Annotated in this window: 18 protein-coding genes; 7 read left to right on the top strand and 11 right to left on the bottom strand. The window is 70.8% G+C overall.

The genetic code is table 11. The features are described 5' to 3' along the window. Positions 1 to 131 precede the first annotated feature (131 nt). Both L3Q67_RS30415 and L3Q67_RS30410 read right to left on the bottom strand, forming a co-directional pair. On the bottom strand, positions 132 to 1,889 hold the full coding sequence (locus tag L3Q67_RS30415) for a pectate lyase (RefSeq protein WP_499184860.1): 1,758 nt from the start codon (positions 1,887 to 1,889) through the stop codon (positions 132 to 134). 110 nt (positions 1,890 to 1,999) lie between these two features. After that, the gene (locus L3Q67_RS30410) at positions 2,000 to 2,350 is read right to left on the bottom strand and encodes a DoxX family protein (protein ID WP_499184859.1); all 351 of its coding nucleotides are present in this window, start codon (positions 2,348 to 2,350) and stop codon (positions 2,000 to 2,002) included. 134 nt (positions 2,351 to 2,484) lie between these two features. On the opposite strand from L3Q67_RS30410, the gene L3Q67_RS30405 reads away from it, so the two are divergent. Beyond that, entirely contained in the window at positions 2,485 to 3,081 is a 597-nt protein-coding gene (locus L3Q67_RS30405; protein ID WP_499184858.1) for a hypothetical protein, read from the top strand. On the opposite strand, the gene L3Q67_RS30400 is transcribed toward L3Q67_RS30405, so the two are convergent. After that, positions 3,078 to 4,403 carry a glycoside hydrolase family 1 protein gene (locus L3Q67_RS30400; RefSeq protein WP_499184857.1) on the bottom strand — a complete coding sequence of 442 codons (1,326 nt, stop codon included), beginning with the start codon at positions 4,401 to 4,403 and terminating at the stop codon, positions 3,078 to 3,080. The genes L3Q67_RS30405 and L3Q67_RS30400 overlap by 4 nt on opposite strands. Positions 4,404 to 4,456: 53 nt before the next feature. Between L3Q67_RS30400 and L3Q67_RS30395 the strand changes: the two genes are divergently transcribed. After that, positions 4,457 to 5,011 carry a TetR/AcrR family transcriptional regulator gene (locus L3Q67_RS30395; protein WP_499184856.1) on the top strand — a complete coding sequence of 185 codons (555 nt, stop codon included), beginning with the start codon at positions 4,457 to 4,459 and terminating at the stop codon, positions 5,009 to 5,011. Here the strand turns inward: L3Q67_RS30395 and L3Q67_RS30390 are convergent. The 3 genes from L3Q67_RS30390 to L3Q67_RS30380 are packed head-to-tail and all read right to left on the bottom strand — an operon-like array spanning position 4,966 to position 7,999. Then, positions 4,966 to 6,483 carry a tripartite tricarboxylate transporter permease gene (locus L3Q67_RS30390; protein ID WP_499184855.1) on the bottom strand — a complete coding sequence of 506 codons (1,518 nt, stop codon included), beginning with the start codon at positions 6,481 to 6,483 and terminating at the stop codon, positions 4,966 to 4,968. The genes L3Q67_RS30395 and L3Q67_RS30390 overlap by 46 nt on opposite strands. A gap of 8 nt (positions 6,484 to 6,491) precedes the next feature. Then, positions 6,492 to 6,989: a tripartite tricarboxylate transporter TctB family protein gene (locus tag L3Q67_RS30385; RefSeq protein WP_499184854.1), complete on the bottom strand. Its 498-nt coding sequence runs from the start codon at positions 6,987 to 6,989 to the stop codon at positions 6,492 to 6,494. Next, the gene (locus tag L3Q67_RS30380) at positions 6,986 to 7,999 is read right to left on the bottom strand and encodes a Bug family tripartite tricarboxylate transporter substrate binding protein (protein ID WP_499184853.1); all 1,014 of its coding nucleotides are present in this window, start codon (positions 7,997 to 7,999) and stop codon (positions 6,986 to 6,988) included. Before L3Q67_RS30380 ends, L3Q67_RS30385 begins: the two co-directional genes overlap by 4 nt. 101 nt (positions 8,000 to 8,100) lie before the next feature. Here L3Q67_RS30380 and L3Q67_RS30375 point away from each other — a divergent pair, with 101 nt between their 5' ends. The 5 genes from L3Q67_RS30375 to L3Q67_RS30355 all read left to right on the top strand — a co-directional run bounded on the left by L3Q67_RS30375 (position 8,101) and on the right by L3Q67_RS30355 (position 13,447). Further along, positions 8,101 to 8,994, top strand: coding sequence for a LysR family transcriptional regulator (locus tag L3Q67_RS30375; protein WP_499184852.1), 894 nt, complete (start codon positions 8,101 to 8,103; stop codon positions 8,992 to 8,994). A gap of 149 nt (positions 8,995 to 9,143) precedes the next feature. Then, positions 9,144 to 10,052 carry a 5-dehydro-4-deoxyglucarate dehydratase gene (kdgD, locus tag L3Q67_RS30370; RefSeq protein WP_499184851.1) on the top strand — a complete coding sequence of 303 codons (909 nt, stop codon included), beginning with the start codon at positions 9,144 to 9,146 and terminating at the stop codon, positions 10,050 to 10,052. Next, positions 10,049 to 11,374 (top strand): glucarate dehydratase family protein, encoded by a 1,326-nt coding sequence (locus tag L3Q67_RS30365; RefSeq protein WP_499184850.1) that lies wholly within the window; start codon positions 10,049 to 10,051, stop codon positions 11,372 to 11,374. Before kdgD ends, L3Q67_RS30365 begins: the two co-directional genes overlap by 4 nt. Positions 11,375 to 11,394: 20 nt before the next feature. After that, on the top strand, positions 11,395 to 12,522 hold the full coding sequence (locus L3Q67_RS30360) for a mandelate racemase/muconate lactonizing enzyme family protein (protein WP_499184849.1): 1,128 nt from the start codon (positions 11,395 to 11,397) through the stop codon (positions 12,520 to 12,522). Positions 12,523 to 12,532: 10 nt separating this feature from the next. Further along, on the top strand, positions 12,533 to 13,447 hold the full coding sequence (locus L3Q67_RS30355) for an AEC family transporter (RefSeq protein ID WP_499184848.1): 915 nt from the start codon (positions 12,533 to 12,535) through the stop codon (positions 13,445 to 13,447). A gap of 402 nt (positions 13,448 to 13,849) precedes the next feature. Here L3Q67_RS30355 and L3Q67_RS30350 read toward each other — a convergent pair whose 3' ends face one another. From L3Q67_RS30350 to L3Q67_RS30330, 5 genes are all read right to left on the bottom strand, one after another. Next, positions 13,850 to 14,560: an NPP1 family protein gene (locus tag L3Q67_RS30350; RefSeq protein ID WP_499191679.1), complete on the bottom strand. Its 711-nt coding sequence runs from the start codon at positions 14,558 to 14,560 to the stop codon at positions 13,850 to 13,852. A gap of 266 nt (positions 14,561 to 14,826) precedes the next feature. Continuing rightward, positions 14,827 to 15,063 carry a DUF397 domain-containing protein gene (locus tag L3Q67_RS30345; RefSeq protein ID WP_499184847.1) on the bottom strand — a complete coding sequence of 79 codons (237 nt, stop codon included), beginning with the start codon at positions 15,061 to 15,063 and terminating at the stop codon, positions 14,827 to 14,829. A gap of 309 nt (positions 15,064 to 15,372) precedes the next feature. Further along, the gene (locus tag L3Q67_RS30340) at positions 15,373 to 15,843 is read right to left on the bottom strand and encodes an Asp23/Gls24 family envelope stress response protein (RefSeq protein ID WP_499184846.1); all 471 of its coding nucleotides are present in this window, start codon (positions 15,841 to 15,843) and stop codon (positions 15,373 to 15,375) included. Between the two features lie 275 nt (positions 15,844 to 16,118). Continuing rightward, positions 16,119 to 16,892, bottom strand: a complete 774-nt coding sequence (locus L3Q67_RS30335; RefSeq protein ID WP_499184845.1) for an MEDS domain-containing protein — start codon at positions 16,890 to 16,892, stop codon at positions 16,119 to 16,121. Between the two features lie 78 nt (positions 16,893 to 16,970). Then, positions 16,971 to 17,354 carry an STAS domain-containing protein gene (locus tag L3Q67_RS30330; protein WP_499184844.1) on the bottom strand — a complete coding sequence of 128 codons (384 nt, stop codon included), beginning with the start codon at positions 17,352 to 17,354 and terminating at the stop codon, positions 16,971 to 16,973. Positions 17,355 to 17,370: the final 16 nt, after the last annotated feature.

Raw genomic sequence — 17,370 nt, 5'->3', positions numbered from 1 at the left:
GAGTGGGGCTTTACTTGCATTGAGCAGACAGCGCGCAGCTCCGTTGAGGGTGGTGGCGGGCGACGGGTGGGCGCTAGTAATGCCCCACTCATAGCAATCAAGGGGCGCGGTATAGGGTGTTATACAAGGAGCTAGCTCGCGGTCCAGGCGATGAGTTTGCCCATGTTCGCCACGTAGGTGCTGGTGCTGATCACCTGCGGCCGTTCCACCGGCTGGTACGGCGGCTCCTCCGGCGGGCTGGCCGGGTCGTAGGGCGAGGTGTCGTACAGATCGCCCACGTGCTTGCTCGTGTACGCCTTGCCGTTGTACGGAGTGGACGGTGCCGGTCCCCGGTACGGGTTCGTGGTGGCGTCGGTGGCCGTGAGCCAGTAGTCGCCGCCGCCGAGCTTGTCGACCAGCGCGAAGGCATCCGCGTCCGTGACCACCGGCAGCGGCAACGGTGCGTCGCGGAAGAGGTCGGTCAACTGCAGGTCGCGCAGGGAGAAGTACCGCGGCAACGGGATCGCCTCACCACTGAGCGGCGACCGCCCGCGCAGATCGGCGACCTCACGCGGTGAGAGCGCCATCAGTTCGTCGTAGGTCTTCCGCATCGCGGCCGTGTCGACCGAGCGGCCCCCGGAGTAGTGGCTGAGCGTGGCCCGGTGGTCGTGGTCGGAGTAGTAGGCGCCGTTGCGCACGTTCGACCCGAACCGGTGCACGAACCGCGCCCGGTTCGTCCCCAGTTCCACGAAGGTCGGGTGCGTCCTCCCCGCCAGCAACGGGTTTTCCTCGAGTTGCTGCGCGGTGAGCCGGCAACTGTCCAGCCACGCCAGCGCTTCCGGCACGCGCTCCAGGTACGAGTGCTCCCCGGTCAGCCGGAAGTAGTGGAACAGCTGCTGCACGTTGGTCTGCGTGGTGTGGGTGGTCAGCGCCCGCGGTTCGTACGACCGCGCGCCCGCCGGCGCCCCAGCCGGTCGCCCGCCCGCCGCCCGGGCCAGGTGCTGCAGTCCCCACCCGGCCTGCGGTCCGGGCTGCTGGAGCCGCCGCAGGCACTCCATCGCCCGCCGGATCGGCCCGGCCAGTTCGGCCTTGCCCAGGGTGGACATGCACATCAGCAGGAACTTGATGTTCTCCCCGAGCACGTCGTCGTTGAAGGTGACGTGGCCGGTGTAGTCGCCGTCCTCCATGCCGTGCCGGATGTCGGCGGGCAGCCACGGCGGCAGCACGTCCGGCCACGGCGTGTCGGACACCGCGCGGGACACCCGGGGGAAGCGCTGCGGCCAGCCGCCGTCGGTGACGCCGCCCTTGAGCTGCGCCTTCAGCAGGAACCGGATGACCCGGTCGAGCGCCGCGCGGAACCGGTGGTCGCGGCGTTCCAGGTACAGGCGCAGGATCAGCTGGGCCGCCGTCGACGTCCCGGCGTCGTCGAAGGTCGCGTTCCCGTAGTAGTGCTGGAACTCCTCCAGGCGCCAGCCGTTCGCGCCGACGGTTTCATACCACCGGCGCAGCGCGTGCTCACCGGCGAAGTCGTGCACGTAGTTCCAGCCGCCGCCGGGCAGTTGCACCTCGGCCAGCGCGAGGCCGGTGCGTTCGGCGGCGCGCCAGAACGCCTCGTCGCCGGTGGCGTGGTAGGCGTCGAGCAGGCTGTGCCCGACTGACGGCGTGCCGGGCGGCTGCACCCAGCACAGGGTGCGCCCGGCCTCCATCTCACCCCAGGTGCGGGACAGGTCCGGCAGGTAGCTCCAGACGTACCCACCGCGGTGGGACAGCTGCTCGTCGAAGAACACCGCCGCCCGGCGCATCGCGGCGGGCACGTCCGGCGCCGCGGCGGCCGCCGGCGCCCCGGCGGCGAGCGCCGCCACGGGCACCGCTGTGGCGAGAAAACCGAACTGACGACGAGTCACGTCCATGCCCCAAGACCTTTCCCCAGAAGCCGTCACTATTCATACATGTGAACAACGTCCACATTTGTAAACGACAGCTTGACCGGACGTGCCCGCCTCGTCAATCACTTCGCCACTCAGTGAGCGATCGCGAGCCAGAGCGAGGCCCCGCAAAGCGCGAGGATCACCGCCGGGAACGCCATCGTGTCCAGCACCCGGGCCCGCAGGTGGGCGAGCACCGCGCCGGTGAAGAACAGCACCAGCCCGGCACCGGCGGCGATGCCGAGGTACCGCAGGCCGGACAAGCCCGCGGCCAGGCCGAGCGCACCGGCGAGCTTGGCCGTGCCGAGCATGGTCAGCCACGAGTGCGGGACGTGCACCCGGCTCGAGTTCGCGAGCACGAAATCCGCCCGCAGGTAGTCCGCGATGGCGAAGATCAGGTTGAGCACGATCGTCAGGCCGGTGATCAGGAAGAACGCGAGGGTCACGGACGCTCCTAGCCGATGAAGGGGATGTACCACTTCACTGACGAACCGGCCGCGCCCGAGGTGACCCGCGGGGAGTTTCAGCTGGTGCTGAAAGGGAATTCGGCCCGCCCGTGGCCATGTGAGCATGGATCGCCATGGACGTCTCGGTACTCACGGCGTTGTTCGGCACGCCCGGCCCGTTGCCGGTCGACTGGCCGGCCGTGGAGTCCTGGCTCGGCACCCGGCTGCCCGCCGACTACCGGACGCTCGCGTCGGCCTGCGGTCCGCTGGAAATCGGTGCCACCCTGTGGCTGCACACGCCCTGCGAGCGCGAGGGCCGCTTCGACTACGGCACCTGGGTGCGGCAGACGCACCACCTGTGCCGCACCGCCGCGCAGCGGTTCCGCCCCTCCCCCGGGCTGCTCGCCTGGGGCGCCACCCGCGCTTCGGACCGGCTGTTCTGGGACACCTGGGCAGCGGACGACCCGGACCGCTGGCCGGTGGTGGTGTTCGACCGCGAGGCCGCCGAACGCGGGCTCGACCCGTGGCACGACCTGGGCGTGCCGATGGCCGAAACCCTGCTCGAAGCGGTCAGCACCGGCATCGTCCTGCCGTCGGGCACCCGGCTGGGCCCGCTGGCCCCCACCGCCCGCCGCCCGGCTTTCCTCGCCGGTGCCCGCCCCTGGCACCCACCACCCCAGCCCGCTTTCGACTCCGTGACCGCCTTCCGGGCAAGTGGCCTTGGGGGCTAAGCGCCGGGCTGAGTGGCCAGCGGGACCGGGCCGAAGCAGGTGCTCAGGTCCGCGAACGCGCACCACGCGGGCCGCCGCTTCGGCAGGTAGTTGGCCGGCACTCCAGCGCCGGAGATGATGTCGCGGTAAGCGGGGACCGCTTCGGTCGGGCGGCGGGTCAGTGCCGGGTCGGTCAGGGCGTCCACTGTGTACAGCCCGAACCGCGGGCGGTAGCTGCCCCATTCGTAGTTGTCCGTGATGCTCCAGTAGTTGTAGCCGATCACTTCGACGCCTTCGGCGATCGCCCGCTGCAGCCAGTACACGTGGTCACGCAGGTGGTCCGCCCGGCTGTACCCGTCGGCACGCGGCTTGCCGTTGTCCGTGGGCATGCCGTTCTCCACCACGTACAGCGGCAGTTCCGGGAACTTGCGGTGGTAGGTCTTCAGCGCGTGGTACAGCCCGTCCGGCTGCGGGTCGATCTTCCAGAACTCGTCGAAGGCACCGTGGATCGCGCTCAGGTTGTCCAGGCTGGCGCCGTAGTAGTAGTCGATCCCGGCGAAGTCCAGTTTGTCGCGCACCTTGTCCACGAAGGACGCGTCGTCGAACCACTGCAGCGGCGGCGGTTTGACCGCCAGGTTGCTGCTCACCTTCGCGCCCGGGTCGAGCTGGTGGATCAGGTCGTAGCCGCGGCGGTGCGCGGTGACCAGGTTCCGCATCATCGCGTCGGACTGGAAGAGGTTCAGCCGCCCGTTGCGCTCTTCGAAGCTGCGGTAGATCGTCGGCTCGTTGAAGGTGATCCACAGCGCGCCCTGACCGGCGTAGCGCTGCACCACCAGCCTGCTGAAGTTCAGCCAGCTGTCCACAGTGGACGCGTTGGTCCAGCCGCCGCGGTCGACGATCCAGCCGGGGTGGGTGAAGTGGGTCAGCGTGATCATCGGCGTCATCCCGGCCGCCTTGACCTCGCGCACCATGTCGTCGTAGAGCGCCAGTGCCGACTGGTCGATCTCCCCGGGCCGCGGTTCGACCCGCGGCCACTCCACGCTCAGCCGGAAGGTGTTCACGCCCATGTCCGCGGCCAGCGCGATGTCGGCGGCGTAGCGGTTGCGGAAGTCGACGGCGTTGGCGTACGGGTCGTGCACCGTTTCGGCGCCGCCGTCGACGTAGCGCCGCCAGTTGCTGTCCGGCGCCGCCCCCTCGGACTGGAACCCCGCGGTGGCCACACCCCAGTGGAATCCGGCGGGCACCCGCGGGATCGGCACCGCCGGAGCGGCCTGGGCCACCGGCCCGGGCACCGCCAGCGGGAGGAGCAGGAGCAGGGCCGCCGCACGCCATCGGATCGCCATACCGGCGAGTATGCAAGGGTTCCCTTGCGTCGCGCAAGAGTACCCTTGCGGACATGCCCGGCGAGACGCGTGCGCGGATCATGGACGAGGCGCTGCGGCAGTTCGCCGAGCGCGGGTTCGCGGGCACCACGATCAGTTCGCTCGAGCGCGGTGTCGGCCTGGCCGAGGGCACCGGCTCGTTCCACCGCCACTTCCCGTCCAAGCGGGCCGTGCTGGACGCGGTGGTGGAACGGGAACTGACGCGGCTGCGCGAAATCCGGCCCGAGCGTGAACGCGATCCCGGCCGCCCGCTCGCCGAACGCCTCGCCGGTGACCTCGAGTTCCTGCGCGAGGTCCGGCCGCTGATCGAAATCCTCATCCGCGAGCGCGCCACCATGCCGCACCTCGTGCGCCGGGTGCAGGAGGTGCTCGTCGAAGGCGGGCTGACCGGGATCGCCGGTGACCTGGAAACCGGGTCCGGCGATCCGGCCGCCGCCGCGACGGTCCTGCTCTGCGCGACCGTCGGCTACTTCCTCACCGCGGAGTTCTTCGGCGACGTGCCCGGCGGGGTGGACCCCGAGCGCTACACCCGGGTGCTCGCCGAACTCCTCTCCCGCGACCGGCGCTGACGCCGCACCAGGGACCGCACCACCGGCAGCAACGCCACGAGCAGGAACGCGGCCAGCAGCACCCCGGAGATCGGCCGGGTGAAGAAGCCCGCCGGGTTGCCGTCGAAGATCAGCAGCGAGCGCCGCAGCGACTCCTCCAGCAGCGAACCGAGCACGAAGGCGAGCACCAGCGGTCCCGGGTCGAACCCGAGTTTCTTCATCAGGTACCCGAGCGCGCCGAACGCGATCACCAGCACGATGTCGAACACGTCGTTGTTGACCGTGTACACGCCGACCAGGGTGATCAGCACGGTGATCGGCGCGAGCACGGCCGGGCGCACGCGCAGGATCTTCACGAACAGCCCGACCAGCGGGATGCTCATGATCAGCAGCAGGATGTTGCCGAGGTACATGGAGTTCACCACGCCCCAGAACAACTCCGGCTCCTCGCTGACCAATTGCGGGCCGGGCGTGACGCCCTGGATGAGCAGCGCGCCGAAGATCACCGCCATGGTGGCGTTCGCCGGGATGCCCAGGGTCAGCAACGGGATGAACGACGAGGTCGCGGCGGCGTTGTTCGCCGTCTCCGGCCCGGCGACGCCTTCGACCGCGCCCTTGCCGAACCGGCTGGGGTCCTTGGCGCGCCGCTTCTCGATCGCGTACGCGGCCAGCGACGAAAGCGTCGCGCCGCCGCCGGGCAGGATCCCGAGCACGAACCCGAGCACCGAGCCCCGGCCGATGGCGCCCGAAGACTGCTTCAGGTCCGCTCGGGACGGCCAGACGTTCGCCACCGACACCGGCGCGTCGGGCGTGCGGTGCCGCTGCTCGAGGTTGTAGAGGATCTCGCCGAGCCCGAACAGGCCCATGGCGATCGGCACGAAGTCCAGGCCGTCGGCCAGCGACAGGTTGTCGAAGGTGAACCGCTCGGCCGCGGTGAACCCGTCCCGGCCCACGGTCGCCAGCAGCAGTCCGAGGCAGGCGGCGATCAGCGCCTTGAGCCGGTTGCCGCTGCTGACCGTCGAAACCAGCAGGATGCCGAGCAGGGCGAGCGCGGTGTATTCGGGCGGCCCGAAGTCGAGTGCGAACCCGGCGACCAGCGGCGCCAGGAACGACAGCGCGACGATCGAGACCGTGCCACCGACGAACGAGCCGATCGCCGCGATGCCGAGCGCGGTGCCCGCCCGGCCCTGCCGGGCCATGGCGTGCCCGTCGAACACGGTCACCACCGAGGAAGCCTCACCGGGCAGTCGCAGGAGGACGGAGGTGATCGTGCCGCCGTACTGCGCGCCGTAGAAGATGCCCGCCAGCATGATGATCGCGGTCACCGGCTCGATGCCGTAGGTGATCGGCAGCAGGATGGCGATGGTGGCCGCGGGGCCGAGGCCCGGCAGCACGCCGATCAGCATGCCGATGACCACGCCGAGCAGGCAGTAGAGCAGGTTCGCCGGTTCCAGTACGACGCCGAAGCCGGCCAGTACGGGGGTCAGGTCCACGGACCCTCCTAGAGCAGGTGCGGGATGGGCACGGACAGGGCGCCGACGAAGACGGCGTAGAACACCGCGACCACCGCGAGACTGCCCACAATGGACACTCGCAGGCTTTCGCGGCCGAGGAAGCGCAGCCAGGCGAAGCAGAGCAGCGCGGCCGGGATCTCGAACCCGACGTGTTCGAGCACGACGACGAAGGCGACCATCGTCGCCAGGCCGCCGAGCACCGGCCAGCCGGACCGGGTGAAGCGCTCGGCATCCGACGGCGTGCGGAACTTCGCCAGCAGCGCGGCTCCCAGCACGATCAGCGCGATGCCGACCAGCAGCGGCCACATACCGGAGTCGGGTTCGCGGGCGGTGCCCACGCCCAGCGTCCAGGACGCCACGACCGCCGCGACACCGGCGCCGACGAGCACGAGCGCGGTGATGGCGTTGGTCAGCGATCCGGCGGCGGGCGGCTGGTCCTCCGGCGCTCCGGCTGGGTCGGTCACGTTCTCCTCCGGCGCGGTCACTTCGCACTGCCCAGGTCGATGCGGTACTGCTGCGCCACCGCGCGGTAGGTCTCCAGGTTCGTGGTCCACTGCCGCCGCAGCTCGGCGCCGTCGACCTCGTTCGGGGTGAGCAGGTTGTCCTGGTTGAACCGCTGGTAGGCGGGCGAAGCGAAGACCCGCTGGAACGCCGCCCGCAGCCGCTGCAGGATCTCCACCGGCGTGCCCTTCGGCGCGAACACCGCGCGGGACTGCTGCACCGGCACCTGGTAACCCACTTCGACCGCGGTCGGCGTGCCCGGCAGGTACGCGGGCCGCCGTTCGGCGAAGGTGACGATCGGCTTGAGCTGCCCGGCGACGATCTGCTCGCTGGCCTCCCCCAGCTGGACCGCGCCCACGTCGACCTGCCCGCCGAGCACCGCGGTCATCGTCGGCGAACCACCGTCGAACGGCACCGCCGTGCCGTCGAGCCCGGCCTGCGCGAACAGCAGCGCCTGCGCCAGCTGGCTGCCGGTGCCCGCGCCCGTGGTGCCGTAGGTGAGCGGGCGCCCGGCGCGCTTGAGGTCCTCGATCGTGGCGAACCCCGAACCGGGCGCGGTGACCAGCACGTAGTCGTCCTGCGAGACCCCGGTGACCACCTCGTAGTCGGCGATGTCGATCGCCTGCTTCCCTGGCACGGCCAGCGGGGTGATGTAGGCGAGGCTGCCGTTGTAGACCATCAGCGTGTGCCCGTTCGGCTTCTTGCCGCTGAGTTCCCTGGCCGCCAGCGCGCCGTTCGCCCCCGGTTTGTTCTCCACGGTGACCGCGACGCCGAGGTCGCCGGTCACGCCGTCGGCCAGTGCCCTGGCGATGAGATCGGTGCTGCCGCCGGGATCCGCCCCCGCGTAGACGGTGACCGGGTCGCCGTTCGGGTAGTCCTGCACCCGGGCGTTCCCGCCACTGCCCAGATTGCCGCCGCACGCGGTGAGCGTCGCGGCCAGGGCGAACCCGAGGCCGAGCCCGGCCCATCGGCGTACGCCGAGGTTCCTGGTCATGTCGTTCTCTCCTTCGAGAAGCGGCCAGAGGCCCGGAAGCGTATTGGCGGCATTCGATGTCTGTCCAAATCCGATAAGGCATGGATTGATACCTTCAGGGCATGACGTTCACGCTGGAACAGCTCCGCGGATTCGTGGCCGTGGCCGACGAACTGCACTTCGGCCGGGCGGCGGCCCGGTTGAAGATGACCCAGCCGCCGCTGAGCCGCCAGATCCAGAAGCTCGAGCGCGCGGTGGACGCGCAGTTGCTGGTGCGGGACAACCGCCGCGTCGAACTGACCGCCGCCGGTGAGGTGTTCCTGCTCGAAGCGCGGCGGCTGCTGTCGCTGGCCGACGCCGCGCCGGAACTGGCGCGCCGGGTGTCGTCGGGCTCGACCGGCATGGTGCGCATCGGGTTCACCGCGGCCTCGACCTACGGCGTGCTCGGCAGGCTGCTCAACCGGCTCAGCGCCGAACTGCCCGAGGTGGACGTCGACCTCGGCGAGATGGTCACCCGCGAGCAGGTCGCCGGGCTGCGCAACGAGGAGATCGACCTCGGCCTCGCGCGGCCGCCGTTCGACCTCAAGACCTTCAGCTCGCACCTGCTGCACCGCGAGGCGATGCTGATCGCCGCGCCCACCGGGCACCTGCTGCTCGGGCTGGGCCGGGACGTCACCGCCGCCGACGTGGCCGACGAGCCGGTGATCATGCACTCCCCCACCGAAGCCCGGTACTTCTACGACCTGGTGGTCGGGATCGTGCCGATCGCGCACCAGAACACCGTGCACACGGTCAGCCAGGTGCTGACCATGCTGTGGCTCGTCGCGGCCGGGCGCGGCATCGCGTTCGTGCCGGCCTCGGCCGCCCGGCTGTCCATCGCGGGCGTCGGTTTCGTCCGGCTGGCGACCGCCGTGCCCCAGCCCGCGGAACTGCACCTGCTGTGGCGGCGCGACTCCCCGAACCCGGCGCTGTGGCGCGCGCTCGAGGTGCTGAAGGACTTCACCCCGCTCCCGTGAGCCCGATCGGAAGCTTTGATGCCCTCGGGGTATCAAGCAATGCGAAACCGCACTTGGACAAGCATCGAGTTCGGTACTTACGGTGACCGTGACCGCCGCGCCACGACGCGGAGCCACCGGACCCAAGGGGACTAGACACCGTGACGCCGATGCAGCCCGACGCTCTGGCCACCCAGCTCACCTCCGGGCTGCTGTCCTTCCCGGTGACCCACTTCGACGCCGAACTGGCCTTCGACGAGCCGCGCTACCGCGAGCACCTGGCCTGGCAGGCGCACTGCGGCGCGGCCGGGCTGTTCGCCGCCGGCGGGACCGGCGAGGGCTTCTCACTGACCCCGGCCGAGATCGACCAGGTGGTCCGGGCGGCCGTCGGCGAGGTGGCGGGCGCCCTCCCGGTCGTCGCCCCGGCCACCGGCGCGACCGCCGTCGCGGTCGAGCAGGCACAGGCCGCCGAAGCCGCCGGGGCGTCCGGCCTCCTGCTGTTCCCGCCGTACCTGACCGAGGCTTCGCAGCGCGGGCTGGTCGAGCACATCACCGCGGTGTGCCGGGCGACCCGGCTCGGCGTGGTCGTCTACAGCCGCGCCAACGCGATCCTGTCCGACGTCACCGTGGCCGAAGCCGCCGAGCGCAACCCGAACCTGATCGGCCTGAAGGACGGCGTCGGCGACATCGAGCGGATGACCCGCACCTACGCCAGGGTCGGCGACCGGCTGATCTACATCGGCGGGCTGCCCACCGCGGAGACCTTCGCCCTGCCGCTGCTGCAACTCGGCGTCTCCACCTACTCCTCGGCGCTGTACAACTTCGTGCCCGAGTTCGCGATGGACTTCTACGCCGCCGTCCGCGCCCAGGACCACACCACCGTCTATCGCAAGCTGTCCGAATTCGTGCTGCCCTACCTCGACATCCGGGACCGGTCGAAGGGCTACGCGGTCTCGATCATCAAGGCCGGGCTGACCGCCGTCGGCCGCGACGGCGGCCCGGTCCGCCCGCCGCTGACCGATCTCACCGCGGGCGAACTGGCCGAGCTGGCCACCCTGATCGAGAAGGCCGCCCGATGACCGGGCCCGCCATCGCCACCGTCGAGGTGGTGCCGGTGGCCGGGCACGACAGCATGCTGTTGAACCTCAGCGGCGCGCACGGCCCGTTCTTCACCCGCAATGTGGCGATCGTGACCGACGACGAGGGCCGCACCGGCCTCGGTGAAGTGCCCGGCGGTGAGGCGATCCGGCAAACCATCGAGGAGGCGGGCGCGCTCCTCACCGGGCAGCCGGTGGCGCGGTTCGCCACGCTGCTGCGCAGGGTCGCGGCGACCTTCGCCGACCGCGACGCCGGCGGGCGCGGCCGGCAGACCTTCGACCTGCGCACCACCGTGCACGCGGTGACCGCGCTGGAATCGGCGCTGCTGGACCTGCACGGCCAGTACCTCGGCGTGCCGGTGGCCGAACTGCTCGGCGACGGTCAGCAGCGCGACACCGTGCCGATGCTCGGGTACCTGTTCTACATCGGCGACCGGGAACGCACCGATCTTCCTTACGTGGCCGAGGAAAACCCCGCCGACGACTGGGACCGGCTGCGCCGCGAGCCCGCCCTCACGCCGGAGTCGGTGGTCGCGCTCGCCGAGGCGGCGCAACAGCGGTACGGCTTCGCCGACTTCAAGCTCAAGGGCGGCGTTTTCCCTGCGGAGCAAGAGATCGAAGCCGTGCGCGCGCTGGCGAAGCGCTTCCCCGGCGCCCGCATCACGCTGGACCCGAACGGCGCCTGGAAGCTCGACGAAGCGATCGCGCTGTGCCGTGACCTGCACGGTGTGCTCGCCTACGCCGAGGACCCGGTCGGGGCCGAGGGCGGGTTTTCCGGGCGTGAAACGATGGCGGAATTCCGCCGTGCCACCGGGTTGCGCACCGCCACCAACATGATCGCCACCGACTGGCGCCAGCTGACGCACGCGCTGCGGGCCGACGCGGTCGACATCCCGTTGGCCGATCCGCACTTCTGGACCCTGCGAGGGTCGGTCAGGGTGGCCCAGCTCTGCGCGGACTCCGGGCTGACCTGGGGTTCGCACTCGAACAACCACTTCGACATCTCACTGGCGATGTTCACCCACGCCGGTGCCGCCGCCCCCGGCCCGATCACCGCGCTCGACACCCACTGGATCTGGCAGGACGGCCAGGCGCTGACCCGGCGGCCACCGCGGATCTCCGGTGGCGCGGTCGCCGTCCCGGACGCCCCCGGTCTCGGTGTCGAACTGGACCGCGACGCGCTGGCCGCCGCGCACGAGCTCTACCGCGAACACGGCCTCGGCGCCCGCGACGACGCGGTGGCCATGCGCTACCTGGTGCCCGGCTGGCAGTTCGACCCCCAGCGGCCCTGCCTGGTCCGCTGACCCACCGACGAAGGAGCAGCATGTCCTCCCACGACCGGATCTGTTCGGTGAAGCTGTCCTCGGTGACCCTGCCGCTGCCGACCGGGATCAGCGACGCCAAGGTGCTCACCGGCAGGCAGCGGCCGATGACCGAGATGGTCTTCCTCTTCGCGGAGATCACCACCGATTCCGGCGCGGAAGGCGTCGGTTTCAGCTACTCGAAGCGCGCCGGTGGCCCGGCCCAGTTCGCCCACGCGCGCGAGGTCGCGCCGGACCTGATCGGCGAGGACCCCAGCGACATCGGCAGGTTGTGGACCAAGCTGGTGTGGGCGGGCGCCTCGGTCGGCCGCAGCGGTGCCGCCACGCAGGCGCTGGCCGCGATCGACGTCGCGCTGTGGGACCTCAAGGCCAAGCGCGCCGGGCTGCCGCTGGCCAAGCTGCTCGGCGCCTACCGCGATTCGGTGCGCTGCTACAACACCTCGGGCGGGTTCCTGCACGAGTCGGTCGAGCAGATCAAGGACAACGCCACGCGCACGCTGGAGTCCGGCGTCGGCGGCATCAAGATCAAGGTCGGGCAGCCCGACCTGGCCGAGGACCTGCGGCGGGTGGCCGCGATCCGCGAGCACCTCGGTGACGCGCCGCTGATGGTGGACGCGAACCAGCAGTGGGACCGGCCCACCGCCATGCGCGCGAGCCGCGCGCTGGAGGAGTTCGACCTGGTCTGGATCGAGGAACCGCTGGACGCCTACGACGCCGAGGGGCACGCGGAACTGGCGCGGGCGCTGACCACCGCGATCGCCAGCGGCGAGATGCTGACCAGCGTCGGCGAGCACTACGAGCTGATCCGCCACGGCGCGGTCGACATCCTGCAGCCCGACGCCCCGCGTGTCGGCGGCATCACCCAGTTCCTCAAGCTGGCCGCGCTGGCGGAGCACCGGAACCTGCAGCTCGCGCCGCACTTCGCCATGGAGATCCACGTGCACCTGGCGGCCGCCTACCCGCACGAGCCGTGGGTCGAGCACTTCGACTGGCTGTACCCGCTGTTCAACGAGCGGCTGGAGATCAGCGGCGGCCGGATGCACCTGTCCGCCCGCCCGGGGCTCGGCATCACGCTCAGCGAACAGGCGCGAGCCTGGACCACCGACTCGGTGCTGTTCGGCGGGGCCTGATGATCCGCACGTGAACGCGGTACTCGGCGGGTTCACCACCCTGCTCGCGGTGATCGCCGTCGGCTGGGTGACCGCCCGCACCGGCGTCCTCGGCACCGGCGCCGCCGAGCTGCTGTCGCGGTTGTCGTACTTCGTCGCCACTCCGGCGTTGTTGCTGCTCACCCTGATCGACGCCGACCCGTCGGCGCTGGTGTCGACCACGCTGGTGGCCACCGCGGGCAGCGCGGTGCTCTGCGCGCTGCTGTACGCCGCGGTGGTCTTCTGGTGGCGACGCCCCCGAGCCGCGCAGGTGGCCACGGGCGCGCTGGCGTCTTCGTACGTCAACGCGGGCAACCTCGGTGTGGCCATCGCGGTCTACGTGCTCGGCGACGCGTCGTACGTGGCCCCGGTGTTGTTGTTCCAGGTGCTGGTGATGGCGCCCATCGGGCTCACCGTGCTGGCTTCGGGCCGGGACGGCCACTCATGGCGGCGGCTGCTGACCCAGCCGCTGCGGACGCCGGTGGTGCTCGGCTGCGCGATCGGCCTGGCGTTGTCCGTGCTCGGCTGGCGTCCGCCGGAACTGGTGCTGCGCCCGGTCGAACTGCTCGCCGGGCTGGCGGTGCCCGCCGCACTGCTCGCCTACGGCACCAGCCTGCACGGCTCCCCGCGCCCGGCCACCGGCGCCCAGGCCGGGCCGGTGTGGCTGGCGGTCGGGCTGAAGACCGTGGCGCAACCGGCGCTGGCCTTCGGCCTCGGCAGCCTGGTCCAGCTCAGCGGCACCGCGCTGCTGGCCGTCACGGTGACTTCGGCGCTGCCGACCGCGCAGAACGTGTTCGTCTATGCGACCTCCCACGGCCAGGACACCGAACTGGCGAGGGACGTCATCCTGCTCACCACCGTGCTGTCCATCCCGGTGCTGGCCGGGATCGCGCTGCTGCTGGGGTGAGCTTCAGCCGAGCGGTTTGGTGTAGCGGTGGGCCGGGGTCGGGATGGGGCCGTCTTCGTGCGGGGCGGCGTGGTCGAACGAGCCTTCGTCGGTCCAGCCCTGGCGCTCGTAGAACCGGCGCGCGCGGGCGTTCCCGGCGACGACGGCGAGCCACGCACTCCGGTGCCCGTTCGCGGCGACAGGCGCACGGCGAACAACGCGTCCGGCACGTGGCCGAGGTGACCGTCCCGCCAGCCGGAGTACCAGATGCGAGCGATCGACGCCGCGTCCGCCGACGTCGCGGGGCGCAGCAATGGTTCGTTCATCTCGCCACCGTAAGCGCGGGTTGTGCCGTGAATGTGGCTTTCACGGCGGATTTCGCTGTGAAAGCCACATTCACGGCACTCGGGCGGGCGGGCCGGGCTAGCCGTGGGGGTTGAAGGGGATGCCGCTTGGTTTCGCCTTTTCCAGGTTCGACTCGAAGGCGCCGTCCTTGATCGCCAGGCTCGCGCTGCCGAAGTTGGCGGAGACGAGCTTGTCGCGGATACCGGCGGGGAAGTTGTTCCAGCTCACCAGGTCCGGGTACTGCCAGGTGCGGTAGTGGTTCTCCGGCGGCTCGTCCCCGGTGGAGGCGGCGCGGAAGGCGTGCGTGCCGGCGCCGTCCTTGTGGTAGACGATCTTCGCGTGGGTGCCTTCCCACTGCACGTTCGCGGCGGCGTGCTTGGCGTAGTTGCCGTGCGCGGAGGTGGCGACATAGCGCGCCTGGTCGTCCTGCACCCAGATCACCACGTGCTCGATGTCGTGCCGGTGCCCGAAGGCGTCGAGGCCGGGCACGGCCTGGTCCTTCTCGAAGTACAGGTCGTAGAGGTAGGCGCACCAGCCGTTGTTGCACTTGGCGCGGGCGTAGGAGTTCGTGTTGTCCAGGTCGGACTGGTCGCGGCAGTTGCCGTTGAGCGCGCCGGAGTTGTTCAGGCCGGGCGCGATCGTGCCGTCCGGGCCGATGGCGGGCGTCGGGTAGCAGCCGTCGGTGTCGTAGTCGAAGGCCGGCTGCCACTTGCCGTCGGGCTCGGCGACGCTCGAGGGCAGCGCGCGGGGTGGGTCGGCGAAGGCCAGTGCCGGGGGCAGCACCAGCATGAACACGGCCGCGCCTGCCAGCGACCGGAACGCGAAGGACAACCTGCCCCGTCCCCGGCGGCGGCCTGCCGGTTCGGTGTGCTGCCGTGGACTGCCCGTCTGAGTACGCATCGGGTGGCGGTTCCCTTCGCTCGGCATCGACACGACGGAGCGTAGGGAGAACTGAAGTCAGCTCACAACGGACCAAAGTAGGAATTTGAAAAGCATTCACACTTCGGTTGTATCGTCCACTGTGGACAGCGGCGACCGGCAGGGTCGCCGGGGGGTCAGCTCAGGACGTCGTCGAACTCGCCATCCTTGGCACCGGCCAGGAAGGCGGCCATCTCGGCCTGGGTGTAGACCAGCGCCGGACCGGCCGGGAAGCGCGAGTTGCGGACCGCGATCTCGCCATTGGCGAGCGGAGCGACCTCCACGCAGTTGCCCACGGCACCACTGCGGGAGCTCTTGCGCCACTGCGCGCCGATCAGCTTGTCCGCCGAAACGCCGTTAGAAATCTGCTCCACTTGGATCTCCACCTTCCCGACTTCAGTGCTCAGGTGATGCAGATGCACGTGCATCTGGATGTGCCGATGACCATAGCACGCGCAGGAGCAGATGAGAATGCACGTGCATTAAGCCTTTTGCAGGTCAGAAGCGTGATCGTCACCCGAAGGAGCGACACCTGTCGTGGATGTGCGCTGCGCAGCGTCAGCACGGCCGCCGCAGTTCACCCGGCGACGTTCACTCCGTGGTGGTCAAGGCTGAAGTGGTCCAGGCCGCCGTGCCGGGGTCCTCGCGCACCTCGGCGAGCGAGGCCCCGGCACGGCGGGCGGTCAGCGCACGCGCGCGGTGTCCGGTTCCTCGGCGTCGTCCTCGGCGAAGTGCACGTCGTTGACGTGGAGGTTCACCTCGACCACCTCAAGCCCGGTCATCCGCTCGATCGAAGCGATCACCGTACGGCGGACCACCTTCGACAGCTCGGCGATGCCCACGCCGTACTCGACCACCAGTTCCAGGTCGACCGCGGCCTGCTTCTCCCCGACCTCGACCGAAACGCCCTGCCCGACGCTGGCCGAGGCACCCGGGATGCGCTCGCGCAGGGCCCCGAACGCGCGGGCCGCGCCGCCGCCGAGTGCGTGCACGCCCCGGACCTCCCGGGCCGCCAGCCCGGCGATCTTCTGCACCACGGCGTCGGCGATCGAGGTGACGCCCTCGTTGGTCACCAGCGTGCTGTCGGTCTTCACCAGTTCGACCGAGCCCTTGCTGTCCGCGGGCGTGGTGCTGTTGGCGGTGGCACTGCTCATGGGTTCCTCCCGTGAAAGCTCGAATGTCCACTGTGGTCATCGGTAGGACACCCGGCGAACCGGAACGGCACGACCCGATCGGGTCATCACCTCCCCAGGCCGAACAGGAGCCGGGCGGGGCAGCGACCAGGTCCGGCGGGTGCAGCGGCAGCGGCGGGCCGGCTCATCCAGTTCCCGCCGGCGGCGTTCGCGGTGCTCGGCTACGGCACCACCCGCTCTGTCCACTATGGACTCGGCACGCTGCTCGGGGTGGGCGCGGCGCCGGGGTGTTCCGGTCACCCCGCCCTTCTTGCCGTCGTGACCCGGCCCGCGGTCGCGAAGCCGAACAGCTCCCAGCACCGCAGGAACGACGGGGGCGGGTCGACCAGGGTCAGCCCCAGCGCGGGGAACGCCGCGGTGACCCTGGCCAGCACCCGCATCCCGGCCACGTCGATGAACCGCAGGTCGTCGAAGGTCAGGCGCATCCGCGCGGACATGCCCGCCGCGGTCATCATCGCCACTTCGAACGCGCCGGCGTTCCAGCGGTCGATCTCCCCGCTGATCCGCCATTCACCACGGCCGGTGCTGCCCATCCGGAACCCGCGGTCCTCCCGGTTCGCGCCGAACGCCCGCGGGTGCGCGCACATCGCCGCGCCGACCGCCGCCGGGGTGAACCCGTCGTTGCGGTAGGCGCAGACCATCGTGGCCCCGGCTTCGCTGACCACGCGGTCCAGGTCCAGCTCGAACTCCAGCAGTTCGCGCGCCGTCAGCGAATCCAGGCCGAGTTCGCGCATGTCGGCGACCACCCGGATGCCGCGGAAACCCTCGCGCTGCGCGGTGCTCACCTCCGCCCGAAGCCCACCGACCAGGCCCGCGCCCAGTGAGAAGGGGGCCAGCAGCGCCGCGCCACGCCCCCACGGTTCGGCGGAGCCCACGACGATGACCTTCTCCCCCGCGTGCCCGCCGCGCGCACGGGCCATCCCGACCAGTTCCTCGTACTCGGCCTGGGAGTCGAGCACCACGCCGACGTGCCCGTACACCGTCGTCGGCTCCTGCCCGGACGCGTTCACGGCGGGAAGCGTAGACGCGCGGGAGAGCTCACCCAAGCAGGTTCGCCCGTGCGCACGAATCGGCCGTCGACGGCCGATTCAGCGCTCGCGGACCCAGGCGATGGCTTCGGAGACGCTGCCGGTGATCGGCAGCATCTCGCTCAGTTGCAGCACGGTGATCGGCCGGACCACCACGGGCGACACGGCGACCAGCGCGAACCCGGTGCCCGAGGCCCGCGCCTCGGCGGCCGCGCGCAGCAGGGCGTGCAGGCAGCTCGAATCGCAGAACCCCACGCCGATCATGTCGATCACCAGGCCCTCGCCGCCCACGCCGAGGGCGGTGGCCAGCGCCTGCCGGATGTCGTCGACGGCGGCCAGGTCCAGTTCACCGGAGAGCGAGACGACCGTGACGCCGTCGCGCTCGCCCACCGCGACCGACCACAGCCCGCCATCGGCCGGCTGGTCACCAGACTCCGCGGGCATGCGGTCCTCCCCTTTT

It is taken from the genome of Saccharothrix sp. AJ9571, from assembly GCF_021725495.1.
GTDB classification, from domain to species: domain Bacteria; phylum Actinomycetota; class Actinomycetes; order Mycobacteriales; family Pseudonocardiaceae; genus Amycolatopsis; species Amycolatopsis magusensis.
This window is presented reverse-complemented; position numbering and strand designations above follow the sequence as displayed.

Excerpts from the sequence above, each read along its gene's own strand:
- L3Q67_RS30360 (WP_499184849.1), top strand. The coding sequence starts at position 11,395 with ATGTCCTCCCACGACCGGATCTGTTCGGTGAAGCTGTCCTCGGTGACC.
- L3Q67_RS30365 (WP_499184850.1), top strand. The coding sequence starts at position 10,049 with ATGACCGGGCCCGCCATCGCCACCGTCGAGGTGGTGCCGGTGGCCGGG.
- L3Q67_RS30340 (WP_499184846.1), bottom strand. The coding sequence starts at position 15,843 with ATGAGCAGTGCCACCGCCAACAGCACCACGCCCGCGGACAGCAAGGGC.
- L3Q67_RS30350 (WP_499191679.1), bottom strand. The coding sequence starts at position 14,560 with ATGCTGGTGCTGCCCCCGGCACTGGCCTTCGCCGACCCACCCCGCGCG.
- kdgD (WP_499184851.1), top strand. The coding sequence starts at position 9,144 with ATGCAGCCCGACGCTCTGGCCACCCAGCTCACCTCCGGGCTGCTGTCC.
- L3Q67_RS30375 (WP_499184852.1), top strand. The coding sequence starts at position 8,101 with ATGACGTTCACGCTGGAACAGCTCCGCGGATTCGTGGCCGTGGCCGAC.
- L3Q67_RS30415 (WP_499184860.1), bottom strand. The coding sequence starts at position 1,889 with ATGGACGTGACTCGTCGTCAGTTCGGTTTTCTCGCCACAGCGGTGCCC.
- L3Q67_RS30330 (WP_499184844.1), bottom strand. The coding sequence starts at position 17,354 with ATGCCCGCGGAGTCTGGTGACCAGCCGGCCGATGGCGGGCTGTGGTCG.
- L3Q67_RS30380 (WP_499184853.1), bottom strand. The coding sequence starts at position 7,999 with ATGACCAGGAACCTCGGCGTACGCCGATGGGCCGGGCTCGGCCTCGGG.
- L3Q67_RS30405 (WP_499184858.1), top strand. The coding sequence starts at position 2,485 with ATGGACGTCTCGGTACTCACGGCGTTGTTCGGCACGCCCGGCCCGTTG.
- L3Q67_RS30400 (WP_499184857.1), bottom strand. The coding sequence starts at position 4,403 with ATGGCGATCCGATGGCGTGCGGCGGCCCTGCTCCTGCTCCTCCCGCTG.
- L3Q67_RS30395 (WP_499184856.1), top strand. The coding sequence starts at position 4,457 with ATGCCCGGCGAGACGCGTGCGCGGATCATGGACGAGGCGCTGCGGCAG.